Annotated in this window: 11 protein-coding genes; 8 read left to right on the forward strand and 3 right to left on the reverse strand. The window is 37.1% G+C overall.

Annotation, left to right across the window (positions count from 1 at the left end; genetic code table 11):
* Positions 1 to 10 precede the first annotated feature (10 nt).
* A complete protein-coding gene (locus GFU89_RS16690) occupies positions 11 to 1126 on the reverse strand; it encodes a prolyl-tRNA synthetase (protein WP_318848210.1) in 1116 nt (371 codons plus the stop codon).
* A gap of 144 nt (positions 1127 to 1270) precedes the next feature.
* Here GFU89_RS16690 and proS point away from each other — a divergent pair, with 144 nt between their 5' ends.
* The 5 genes from proS (at position 1271) to dnaJ (ending at position 7616) form a co-directional block, all read left to right on the forward strand.
* Positions 1271 to 2746 (forward strand): proline--tRNA ligase, encoded by a 1476-nt coding sequence (proS, locus tag GFU89_RS16695; protein ID WP_318848211.1) that lies wholly within the window; start codon positions 1271 to 1273, stop codon positions 2744 to 2746.
* 118 nt (positions 2747 to 2864) lie between these two features.
* Entirely contained in the window at positions 2865 to 4193 is a 1329-nt protein-coding gene (locus GFU89_RS16700; protein WP_318848212.1) for an OmpA family protein, read from the forward strand.
* Between the two features lie 113 nt (positions 4194 to 4306).
* On the forward strand, positions 4307 to 5641 hold the full coding sequence (locus GFU89_RS16705; RefSeq protein ID WP_318848213.1) for an Nramp family divalent metal transporter: 1335 nt from the start codon (positions 4307 to 4309) through the stop codon (positions 5639 to 5641).
* A gap of 216 nt (positions 5642 to 5857) precedes the next feature.
* Entirely contained in the window at positions 5858 to 6397 is a 540-nt protein-coding gene (locus GFU89_RS16710; protein ID WP_374200551.1) for a nucleotide exchange factor GrpE, read from the forward strand.
* Between the two features lie 100 nt (positions 6398 to 6497).
* Positions 6498 to 7616, forward strand: a complete 1119-nt coding sequence (gene dnaJ, locus GFU89_RS16715; protein WP_318848214.1) for a molecular chaperone DnaJ — start codon at positions 6498 to 6500, stop codon at positions 7614 to 7616.
* A 145-nt stretch (positions 7617 to 7761) separates the two neighbouring features.
* On the opposite strand, the gene GFU89_RS16720 is transcribed toward dnaJ, so the two are convergent.
* Complete coding sequence (locus GFU89_RS16720; protein ID WP_318848215.1) at positions 7762 to 8646, reverse strand: DUF808 domain-containing protein; 885 nt, start codon at positions 8644 to 8646, stop codon at positions 7762 to 7764.
* 155 nt (positions 8647 to 8801) lie between these two features.
* Between GFU89_RS16720 and GFU89_RS16725 the strand changes: the two genes are divergently transcribed.
* The 3 genes from GFU89_RS16725 to GFU89_RS16735 all read left to right on the forward strand — a co-directional run bounded on the left by GFU89_RS16725 (position 8802) and on the right by GFU89_RS16735 (position 11727).
* Positions 8802 to 9278 (forward strand): tetratricopeptide repeat protein, encoded by a 477-nt coding sequence (locus GFU89_RS16725; protein ID WP_318848216.1) that lies wholly within the window; start codon positions 8802 to 8804, stop codon positions 9276 to 9278.
* Positions 9279 to 9412: 134 nt separating this feature from the next.
* Positions 9413 to 10804: a serine hydrolase gene (locus tag GFU89_RS16730; RefSeq protein ID WP_318848217.1), complete on the forward strand. Its 1392-nt coding sequence runs from the start codon at positions 9413 to 9415 to the stop codon at positions 10802 to 10804.
* Between the two features lie 53 nt (positions 10805 to 10857).
* Positions 10858 to 11727, forward strand: a complete 870-nt coding sequence (locus tag GFU89_RS16735) for an alpha/beta hydrolase (RefSeq protein ID WP_318848218.1) — start codon at positions 10858 to 10860, stop codon at positions 11725 to 11727.
* 334 nt (positions 11728 to 12061) lie between these two features.
* Here GFU89_RS16735 and GFU89_RS16740 read toward each other — a convergent pair whose 3' ends face one another.
* The gene (locus tag GFU89_RS16740; RefSeq protein WP_309432818.1) at positions 12062 to 12757 is read right to left on the reverse strand and encodes a DedA family protein; all 696 of its coding nucleotides are present in this window, start codon (positions 12755 to 12757) and stop codon (positions 12062 to 12064) included.
* Between the last annotated feature and the right edge of the window lie 54 nt (positions 12758 to 12811).

The raw sequence follows: 12811 nt of genomic DNA on the forward strand, positions 1-12811 counted from the left end.
CGTTTGAAAATTATCTGAAGCCACCTCTGCCTCCGCCGCCGGATCTCATTCCGCCACCGCCGCCTGAAGAACCACCTCTGAAGCCGCCGCCACCGGAATTGAAACCGCCGCTAGATCTGAAACCTCCTGAATCATTAGATCTGAAGCCTCCATTATTATTGTTTCTAGGCTGTGGTTGCTGATAATTATAGTTAGGTCTTGTCTGTGGTGCAGTATTACGGAATCCACCATTGGACTGTGTATTTCTGAAACCACCATTTGAGTTGGAATTTCTGAAACCGCCATTATCTGTGTTTCTAAAGCCTCCATTACTATTTCTGAAGCCTCCATTTGAGTTAGAATCTCTGAAACCTCCGTTATTTCCGTTTCTGAAACCTCCATTATTATTTCTGAAACCTGAATTGGCTGTATTGGTTCTGTATACTGCGTTGGCTACACCCGTATTTTGGAATCCACCACCACTGGCACCGCTTCTTCTATAAACAGGTCTGTTGTAGTAACCACCACCCCAGTAACCGCCTCCGTATCCCCAATAAGGGTTTCCGTAACCGCCCCAGAATGGATCATAATATCCACCATAACCGTATCCCCAGTATGGACTTCCCCATCCGTAAGAGCCTCCCCAGCCCCAGCCGAATGATCCGCCCCAACCCCAGGACATACTTGCACCCCAGCCCCAGCCACGGTTCATGCCCCAGCCCCAATATGGGCTATATCCACCATAACCGTATCCCCAGTATGGGCTTCCCCATGAGTTATCATAGTAGTTGGTTTGAGAACCTGAATAAAGTCCCCAATCGGAATCTGTAGCATTGGAGTTCCAATTAGTATTGGTACCGCTCCAGTCATTATATCTGTTTTGCTGTTCTCTGGAATTCGTCTGTGCATTTTGAATGACATTGGAATCCTGATAATAGTCATAATATTCTCCTACCCTGTTTCCGCTATCATTAATGATAACTCCTTCAGGTAGCGTATCCTTATTGGGGTCGTAATACACCCCATCTGTCTCGCTATACCCTCCCATCTGAGCACCACAAGACACAAGTAACAATCCGCCTGATATAGCCAACACCCCTTTGGATCTTAGCAGACCAAGCAAATTTTTATGTATATTTCTTTTCATGATAACGTAAAAATTTTTAATTTAAATTATATTTGCAATCTGTACCAAAAATGTACCAAAATACTGGTAAAAAAATCTATCAAAAATAGATTTTTATTTTTAGATAACAATAATGTACAATAGTTAAAAAAATTTTAAAAAATAATGGCAAAATTAACCTCAAGAAGCGAAGATTACAGCAAATGGTATAATGAGCTGGTTGTAAAAGCTGATTTAGCTGAAAACTCAGGCGTGCGTGGATGTATGGTGATCAAACCGTATGGCTATGCGATCTGGGAAAAAATGCGTGATGAAATGGATAAAAAGTTCAAAGAAACAGGTCACGTTAACGCATACTTCCCGCTTTTTGTGCCCAAGAGCTTATTTGAGGCAGAGGAAAAGAATGCAGAAGGTTTTGCAAAAGAATGTGCTGTTGTTACTCACTACAGATTAAAAACCGATCCGAACAATCCATCAAAACTGATTGTGGATCCGGATGCAAAACTGGAAGAAGAACTTATCGTTCGTCCTACTTCAGAAGCTATTATCTGGAATACATACAAAAACTGGATTCAGTCTTATAGAGACCTACCAATATTGATCAACCAATGGGCGAATGTTGTTCGTTGGGAAATGAGAACACGTCTTTTCTTAAGAACTGCAGAATTCCTATGGCAGGAGGGGCACACTGCTCACGCTACAAAAGATGAAGCTGTTGAAGAAGCAGAAAAAATGAATAAAGTATATGCAGATTTTGCAGAAAACTTTATGGCGATGCCAGTAATTCAAGGATTAAAAACGCCATCTGAAAGATTTGCAGGAGCAGATGAAACATATTGTATCGAAGCATTAATGCAGGATGGAAAAGCTTTACAGGCAGGAACATCTCACTTCTTAGGTCAGAATTTCGCAAAAGCATTTGACGTAAAATTCACCAACAAAGAAGGGAAAATAGAACATGCATGGGCTACATCATGGGGAACATCAACACGTTTGATGGGAGCTTTGATTATGACACATTCTGATGATTTCGGATTGGTACTGCCTCCTACTCTGGCACCAATTCAAGTGGTGATTGTTCCAATCTTTAAAGGTGAAGAGCAGTTAGAGCAAATCAGTGAAGTAGCATTGGATATTCAGGCTAAACTGAAGGCAAAAGGTATTTCTGTGAAGTTTGATAATGACACTCAGAACAAACCGGGCTGGAAATTTGCAGAATATGAATTGAAAGGAGTTCCTGTAAGAATCGCAATGGGACCAAGAGATCTGGAAAACAAATCAGTGGAAATTGCAAGAAGAGATAATCTGACAAAAGAAGTTCGTTCTATTGACGGTTTGGATACTTATATTGAAGAGTTATTGAAAACAATTCAGCAGGATCTTTACAACAAAGCTTTCGAATTCAGAAAAGATAACTTTACGAAAGTGGATACTTACGAAGAATTCAAAAAAGTCCTGGAAGAAAAAGGTGGTTTCATCTATGCACACTGGGATGGTACAGCTGAAGAAGAAGAACAGATCAAGGAAGAAACGAAGGCTACGATCAGATGTATTCCTTTAGATGATGATGTAGAAGAAGGAATTTCATTGGTTTCTGGTAAACCATCTGCGAGACGTGTATTATTCGCAAAAGCTTATTAATAATTTTAATGATTTTAAAAAAAATCGTTAATTTTTAAAGAAATATTCAAAAAAAAATGACATTTGGACGGATTTTTGTTTAAATTTATCTCAACATTAATCAAAAAAATTTATTATTATGTCTTTAAATGTCATTGATTTAATTAAAGGACAATTAGGTCCCGCTTTAGTTTCACAGGCTGCATCGCAGTTTGGAGAAAGTGAATCCGGTATTTCTAAAGCAATTGGTGGATTATTACCTGCTGTAGTGGGTGGATTGGCCAATAGTGCAGATAAGCCTGGCGTTGTGGATGCTATTACACAAGCCTCTTCAAGTGGAATTTTAGGAAATTTATTAGGCGGATCGTCTAGCAATCCTATTATCTCTACCTTGTTGTCTTCAATTTTTGGAGATAAAGTAAGTGGATTAGTTAATTCCATTGCCAGTTTTTCAGGAATAAGCAATACCTCTGCAGGTTCTTTGTTAAACCTGGTGACTGGAGCTACAGTAGGCACAGTAGGAAAATATGCAGCAGACAATAATTTGGGTGCTTCAGGTATTTCCAGCTTACTGAACGATCAGAAAGGCATTATTTCTTCTTTATTGCCGGCAGGTCTTTCTTTGGCTTCCTTTGGATTAGGAGCTGAAAATTGGTTTGGTCAGGCTAAGGAAACTGTTTCTTCGGTAACTTCTACTGCTAAGGATAACATCGCAGAAGGTGTAGCCACGGCAAGAGAAAATGTTTCGGAAGGAGCAAGAGAAATAAGAGAACAATTTAACGATAATAACAACAATAATCAAGGCGGAGGCTCCATATGGAAATGGTTGCTTCCGCTTTTACTGTTACTGGCAGCCGGATATTTCTTGTGGAAACAGTGCGAGAAAAAGCAGACCACTACCACAACTACGGCTACGTCTGATTCCGCAACAACAAGTTCTACTGCGGATACTGCTACAACAGGAACTGCAACACCTGTTCCGGCTACAGCTAAAACCGATGAAAACATTGATCTTAACGGAGTGATGTTGAAAGGTTATAAAGGCGGTATGGAAGATCAGATGATTACATTCCTAAAATCCGGAGCTTACAAAAATGCAGCTGATGATTCCGCATTGAAAGATAAGTGGTACGATTTTGACCATGTTAATTTCAAGATGGGAAGTTCTACTGAGTTAGAAGCAGGTTCACAAGGACAATTGGATAACCTGGTAGCTATCCTTAAAGCGTTCCCTGATGCAAAAATTAAAATCGGTGGTTACACTGATAAAACAGGAAATGAAGCTTCTAATGTAAAATTATCAAAAGCCAGAGCTGAATTTATCAAAGCTGCTCTAGCAAAAGCTGGAGTTGGAGCTCAGGTTCTGGAAGCAGAAGGTTATGGAAGCAAATTTGCTAAAGTAGATGCAAAAGCTTCTGACGCAGAAAGAGCTGCTGACAGAAAAATGTCTGTAAGATTCGCAAAATAATCTTTAGATTCAATAAAAATTAGATCCTGGAAAGTAATTTCCGGGATTTTTTTTACCATGATGTCTCCTGTTTACATTTATTTAATTAAATTTGTTAGTCATTTCTAACATTTATGAATTTCAATATAAAAAGCGCTTGGCGAAAAGATAAAACATCTCATTCCTTATCAGAGGTTTATTCATCTATCAAAGTTCCTAAAAATGCAAATTTCTGGAGAAAGTATCTTGCATTTGCCGGACCGGGACTGATGATTGCGGTAGGATATATGGATCCGGGAAACTGGGCTACGGATATCGCCGGAGGAGCACAGTTTGGGTATACTCTATTATCGGTCATTCTAATTTCTAATATTTTTGCAATGGTTCTGCAGCATTTATCCGTAAAACTCGGAGTTGTTGCAGAAAGAGATCTTGCACAGGCCTGCAGAGATCACTTCAGCCCTACTACCAATTTTATTCTTTGGGTATTCTGTGAAATAGCCATTGCCGCCTGTGATCTCGCCGAGGTCATTGGATCTGCGATTGCATTAAATCTATTATTTCATATTCCGCTAACCTGGGGAATTGTCATTACCACAGTGGATGTTTTAATTATCCTCTTACTTCAAGCCAAAGGTTTCCGATGGATTGAAAGTATTGTAGGAGGTCTTATATTCATTATCCTGGCCTGTTTCATTTATGAAATTGTGATCTCCCAACCTGCGTTCAACGAAATTTTGGGAGGATTGGTACCTCAAAAAGAAATCATTACAAATCCTGCCATGCTTTATATTGCTATTGGGATTTTAGGAGCTACAGTCATGCCCCACAACCTGTATCTGCACAGCAGTATCGTACAGACAAGAGATTACACCCGAGATACTGAAGGGAAAAAAGAGGCAATTAAATTTGCTACTTTAGACAGTACGGTTTCATTGATGCTAGCCTTCTTCATCAATGCTGCAATACTTATTCTGGCAGCTGCCACATTCCATACAACAGGGAACGAACATGTTGCAGATATTCATGATGCCTATAAAATGTTGACCCCTATTCTAGGTGCTTCAATGGCAAGTATTGCGTTTGCTATTGCTTTATTGGCATCCGGACAAAACTCAACTTTGACCGGTACACTTGCAGGACAGATTGTAATGGAAGGATTCTTGAATATCAAATTAAAACCATGGCTTCGAAGACTCATTACAAGACTTATTGCTGTAATTCCAGCTCTTATTGTCGCTATCCTTTACGGCGAACAGGGAACGACCGAATTATTGGTTTTAAGTCAGGTGATTCTATCCATGCAACTGAGTTTTGCGGTTGTCCCACTGGTTATGTTTACTAATGATAAAGCCAAAATGGGTGAATTTGTCAATAAACCGTTTCTTAAAATCTGTGTATGGGCAATTTCCATTATTATCATTGTTTTAAACCTATATCTTTTGTATCAAACGTTTACGGGAGAATAAAAAAATACAACTATAGTTTTTAAATTGACTATTAGACATTATTAAATGAATGTTCAATAGTCAATTTTTGTTTTGCAAAGTCAATTATTAATGAGCAAATTTACAAGCAAATCGAATTGATTTATTCACTATTCACCACCACTCATTTTTCTGCCTTAATGTCCTGATTTCAGATTTGGCAGGCTCTTTGTCAAACAATCAGTAAATAAATATTGAATTATGGAAAACCAGGATATTAACGAAGAAAGCATCAATAATCAGGAAGAAAACAATGTTCAGAATGACGCAACATCTCAGGACAATGTGACAGCAGCTCCTTCTCCAGAAGAACTTTTGGCAGAAGAAAAAGACCGTTACATCAGATTGTATGCTGAGTTCGAAAACTATAAAAAAAGAACGAGCAAAGAGAAGATGGAATTCTTCCAGTATGCCAACCAGGAGATGATGGTTTCAATGTTAGGGGTTTTAGATGATTTCGAAAGAGCATTAAAGGAAATCGCTAAAAACGGAAATCCGGCTGACCTTCAGGGTGTGGAACTGATCTATCAGAAATTCAAAAATAAACTTACCGAAAAAGGCCTACAAACAATGGAAGTAAGAGCTGGTGACAGCTTTAATGTTGATTTCCATGAAGCGATTACTCAGATCCCTGCTCCATCGGAAGATTTGAAAGGAAAAATCGTAGACGTTATTGAAACAGGATATACTTTAGGTGATAAAGTAATCCGTTTTGCAAAAGTAGTAACAGGAAATTAAAATTAATAATGATAAATGATGAGTGATAATGGATGAATATTTCACTTATTAGCTTTAAAATATCTTTTATCATTTATCAACAATCAATTATAAAATTGTCATGTCAAAAAGAGATTATTACGAGGTTCTTGAGATCAGCAAATCTGCATCAGCCGACGAAATAAAAAAAGCATACCGTAAAATGGCCATCAAATTTCACCCGGATAAAAATCCTGGTGATAAAGAGGCTGAAGAAAAGTTTAAAGAAGCAGCTGAAGCTTATGAAGTGCTGAGCGACGATCAGAAACGTGCAAGATATGATCAGTTTGGTCATGCCGGAGTAGGTGGAAACGGCGGTTTTGGAGGCGGAGGCTTCGGAGGCGGAATGAACATGGAAGATATCTTCAGCCAGTTTGGAGATATTTTCGGTGGTGGTTTTGGAGGATTCGGCGGTGGCGGCGGTGGTCGTCAGCAGGTAAAAGGTTCTAATTTAAGAATCAGAATCAAGCTGAATCTTGAGGAAATGGTAAACGGTACTCAGAAAACCATTAAAGTTAAAAAAATGAAGATGGCAGAAGGTGCCACTTCAAAAACATGTCCTACCTGTAACGGTTCCGGTGTTCAGCTTAAAGTAATGAATACCATGTTCGGTCAAATGCAGACTCAAACAACTTGTAGTACTTGCCAGGGAATTGGAAAAGTTGCTGACAAGATTCCTGCAGGAGCCAATGCACAAGGTCTTATCAAAGATGAAGAAGAAATCACGATCAACATTCCGGCAGGAGCAAGAGACGGTATTCAGCTTAATGTAAGAGGAAAAGGAAATGATGCACCATTTGGTGGAATTCCAGGAGATTTATTGGTGATCATTGAAGAGGAAGTAGATCAGACGATCAAGAGAGAAGGCGATAATCTTCACCAGGAATTGTATGTTTCTTTTGCTGAAGCAGCTTTAGGAACTAAAAAAGAAATTCCTACTGTAGGTGGAAAAGTAAAAATTACCGTTGATCCGGGAACTCAATCCGGAAAGATCTTAAGATTGGCAGGAAAAGGACTTCCAAGCATCGACAGTTACGGAAAAGGAGATATGTTCATCCACATCAATGTATGGACGCCGCAAAAGCTTACTAAGGAACAGAAAGATTTCTTTGAAAAGCAGATGTCCAGCGGAGAAATGGTTGCAGAACCATCCGGAAAGGAAAAAACTTTTTTTGATAAAGTAAAAGATTTATTCAATTAATATAAAAAAAGAGACTTATAATAAGTCTCTTTTTTGTTTAAAGTTCAAAGTTTTAAATTCAAGGTTAAAATCTTGAACCAGATCATAAAAAATCCTGCATTCTTTCGAATACAGGATTTTTTGATTATTTAATTCTAATTCTGTTTTATTTTTTTGTCGCTAAAGAATAGATTCCTTTTCCTAACGTAAATACGGCAACCGCTGCCAATCCGCCAACAACTCCAAGAGTAAGCTCTTTTAAAACATCTGGCCAAGTTGGAAGTATACCATGAAAAAATTCTATTCTATGTAGAAAAATTCCACCAGCAACCATTATTAAAGCAATTGTTCCTACAACTCCTAATATTTTAATAACAATAGGTAAAGCCTTCACTAATACATGCCCAAGCTTCCCGAAAAAACCTTTATCATTACTTTTTTTTATGAGTTTAAACCCTGCATCATCCATTCTTACGATCAAAGCTACAATTCCATACACTCCAACAGTAGCGATAAATGCAACCAAGCTTGTCACTAAAATCTGTGTAATGAAAGGATGGCTTTCTTCCAATACGGTTCCTAAAGCAATAATAACAATCTCGATTGATAAAATAAAATCCGTTGTAATTGCCGATTTTACTTTCTGTTTTTCTATTTCTTCAGAGCTTTTTTCGTCTTCTACAATTTCCTCTATAACTTCATGACCTTTTTTGTCACGGTGAAAAAGAAATTCTATTACTTTTTCAACTCCTTCAAAAGCCAGATAGAATCCTCCAAGGATCAATACATAATTAATAGCCGGAGCATACAACCAATTGAGTAAAAAAACGACAGGCAAAATGATCAGTTTGTTGATAAAAGAACCTTTTGTAATTGCCCATAAAACCGGAATTTCCCTTGAAGAAAGAAAGCCAGTGGCTTTTTCTGCATTTACAGCCAGGTCATCTCCTAAAATTCCTGCTGTCTTTTGGGTAGCAATCTTACTGGTAACTGCTACATCATCCATCAATGCTGCAATATCATCTAAAATTGCAAAAAAGCCTGATGCCATATTTTAATAATTTTTTAATCTTTGTTAAGTTCAGCAAAAATAAATATTTAATTCCGTTTTTGGATTGATAATCTGACAATAATTTTGAAAATTATGAGAACGATAAAGCAACTCTTCGTTTTCAATATTTTATATCTTTGTTTAAAATCTATTCAATGGATGAAAACTGGGAAACCCAATTACAGGGTATATGGCTAAAACTCGGAACAATAAGCAATGAAGAGTTTATTCACCAAATTAAAAATCATGCAGAATTATTAACGGATTCCCAGGCTATTGCTGATTTTGAAAAAGCCTGTGCTTTTGATTCAACGGGACATGAAAAAGAAGCAGAACCACTCTACAGATCTGCATTAGATCAGGGACTCATAGGTTTACGAAGAAGAAGGGCAAGAATCCAGCTGGCAAGTACCTTAAGAAATAATGGAAAACTGGAAGAAAGCATCCTTATTTTAAGAGAAGAAAAAGCAAATTATTCTGATGAACTGAATGATGCTGTTGATTCTTTTCTCGCCCTTTCCCTTTCTTCAGCAGGAGAATACAAAGAAGCATTATCATTAACCCTAAAAGCCATTTCCCAACATCTTCCCAGGTATAATAACTCTCTGAAAAGATATGCTGAAGACCTATAATTTTCTACCCAATTCTTCAGATAAATCCTGAAGTGATTACCAGCTGAGTATTCAAACCCTTACAGGTAATACATTATATACTACTGGCATAACAAAAATCTCCTTACTTTTAACCGTTTTTAAAATCTGATACTATGCGACGTCAATCTTCTATTTTAATCTTACTATGTTCTCTTTTTATGTTCAGTATATTCTGTTCACCTCTAAAAGCACAGACTGAAACAAAGATCAGCACTATTGATCAGGAAAAGAAAAAACAGGAAATAGACAGCATCATAAGAGCCTATGCAGCTATTAATAAATTTAATGGAACTGCCTTAATTCATTATCAAAATAAAATCATTTTTGAAAAGTCTTACGGCTGGCAAAATGCTGAAAAAAAGATACCGAACCAGGACAAAAGTATCTATCAGATCGCCTCTTTGACCAAATCTTTCACAGCACTAATGATTATGAAGCTAAGTGAAGAGGGAAAACTTTCTGTACATGATCCTATCTCAAAGTTTATTCCCGATTATCCGAGAGGAAATGAAATTACTATTGAGCATCTTCTTACCCACAGTTCAGGCATCTACGAAGTATTACAAAACAAGGAATATTTCAGCCTGCTTCACACTGGAAAAAGTATTACTAAAGATAAAGAGCTTTCTTATTTTAAAAACGAACCTCTGGCTTTTGAACCGGGTACTCAATTCTCATATACCAATTCGGGATATATTTTGCTAGGAATTATTATTGAAAAAATAACAGGCCTTTCTTATGAAGATGCGATAAGAAAAAACATCTTAAATCCTTTGAAGATGACTCACACCGGATTTAACTACCTGGCTCTGAAAAGCCCATATAAAACAGTTCCCTATTCATATATTTCAAAAACAAAACAGGAAAAAACAGAAGTCTGGAATTCAACATTGACAGGCCCTGCAGGACAGATCTACAGTACGGCTGAAGATCTTTACAAGTATTACAAAGGGTTAAGAGATTATAAAATTGTATCCAAAGAAACATTTAAAAAAGCTGCAACACCTTATTTGAGCGGCTATGGTTACGGATGGTTTATTGATGATCTGTATGGAAGAAAACTCATCAACCATGGAGGAAATATAGAAGGTTCTACAAGCTATTTTGCTATGCTTCCTGACGAGGATCTCAGTATTATTCTTCTCAATAATATCACGAGTAAAAAACTAGAAAAAGCTGGAAATACTATTCTAGCAGCCCTTTTAGACCAAACCTATACTCTTCCACAACCTAAAAAAGAAATTACCTTAAGTACTGATTTACTTAAAAAATATACGGGTGACTATAAACTTGCGGACGACAGTGTTATTCATATTCTGTACGAAAATGGCCAGCTCTTTATTCAGAGCAATACTAACCCAAAAGTGAGAATGCTGGCTGAAAAAGAGAATGAATTTTTCCTGCAGGATGATGACAGCGAAATTTCTTTCATTTTCAAAAAGGGAGAAAAAGATGCTGTTATGATCAAAAAAGGACTTTCATCAAAAACCGCTGAAAGGCTTTAAGTATTTTAATAATGATCATGGATAATACATCTATTTTTTTGTAAATTTAATTAATGAAAAGGCTCATTCTCAGGTATCATTTTTTCGTTATGGGATGCATTGGTTTCGTCCTGCAGTCCTGCAATACGAAATTCAGAGTCTGGGTGGGTCCCGGAGGCCAGCAGAAAATTTATAATTTGAAATACGGTGAGCATAAAAGACAGAAAATGGATGTCTTTCTTCCGAAAGATTATGCTGAAGATTCTCCTGTAGTTCTTATCATTCATGGCGGAGCCTGGACTTTAGGTAAAAAGGAGCACATGATACAGGTTCAGAAAATGCTTTTTGAAAACAAGATTCCGAGTATCAGTATGAATTACCGATTGGTTTCTGCCAAGAAAAAAATCACTTATAAAGAGCAGCTTGAGGATATTGGTCTGGTAGTTGAAAAATTCAATTCTTTAACCGACAAAGCAGAACTTCAGCCCAACAATTATATTCTTCTGGGAGAAAGTGCCGGCGGACATCTGGCGTTACTTTACGGATATCAGCATTCTGATCAGATTAAAAAGATTATTTCTCTCAGCGGACCTACAGATTTTTACAGTTCTGAGTATCTTAACTCTTTTTATTCCAAATATACTTCTCCCACTTTTCAGAAGGTAGTAGGCAGTAAATTTGAAAGGAAAAATGTTTCTGAAGCCTTTAAGGAAGCCAGTCCTATTGCGAATATTACCAATGTTCCTACCTTACTGTTTCAGGGGAATAATGATTTTCTGGTCAACCAGCATCAGGGAATTGCCATGGATTCAGCGCTTACCCGGATGAATGTTCCCCACAAATTTATCTTCATGAAAGGAGCAGGTCATGCACCAAGGTTCTTCAGTAAAAGAAAGAGAGACAGTATCATCTATCCCAACATTCTGGAATGGATTAAAAAATAGCTATTATTTAATGCAATAAATAATTAAACTACTATTTTAAACAATTCGTTCATAAGAATCTTTTAAGTATCCAGCATAAAAAAATTTTGTCTGGTAGATGTATTTAAAAAATGCTACGTTGGCAAAGAAATTTTAAAGCTTATATTCTATCGATCGCAAAGACACTTCGTTCAGCGAGGCAAATTACTTAGCTAAGTGGAAGCGCCTCTGCGAACGAAAAGTAACGGATCATAATAATAACCTTGCGAGCTTTGCGTGTTAAAAAAACATTACTAGGTACATAAAAAGCCGCCTCATTTCTGAGACGGCTGTATATTTTTGATTGAATTAATTCTTATTCAAAGTCCTGATCTTCATATTTGGAAAGATCTTCTTTTTTCCCGAATACAAACTTGAAAATTACAGGAAGAGTTGTCACCAAAACAATCACAATAATGATATATTCCAGTTTTTCTTTTAAGTTGATTCCAAACTGCTCCATAAACAGTTTATCCAGATAATGTCCGGCAAAGATCAAAATGAATGACCATAGCACGGCACCAATAATATTATCTCTTAAGAATTCCTTTTTATCCATCTTCACAATTCCAGCTACAATGGGAGTAAAGGTTCTCACCACAGGTAAGAATCTAGCCATAATAATAGCTAATGCACCGTGTTTTTCAAAGAAATCATGAGCCTGATAAAGGTATTTTTTCTTGAAAAGCATTGAATCTGGTCTTTTATATAATGCAGGTCCTGCTTTTCTTCCAAAGTAATATCCTACTTCATTTCCAATGATAGCGGCAAGAGCTACTCCCGAAGCTAATAATGTAGTATCTAAGAAATCGCTCCCTGTAGAGCCAAAAGTCTCTTTGATGATTTCAACGGCATAAATTCCTGAAACGAACAGAAGTGAATCTCCTGGCAGGAAAAACCCTACAAAAAGCCCTGTTTCAGCAAATACAATAAACAAAATAAGCCAAAACCCTCCCATTTTAATATAAAATTCCGGGTTTAATAAATCCTTCCAGCTATTGAAATCTTCCATAAATATTGATGAACAACAAAAATAAGTCTAAAATGTCTGAAACAAAAATTAATT

It is taken from the genome of Chryseobacterium sp. JV558, assembly GCF_033712365.1.
Lineage (GTDB): Bacteria > Bacteroidota > Bacteroidia > Flavobacteriales > Weeksellaceae > Chryseobacterium.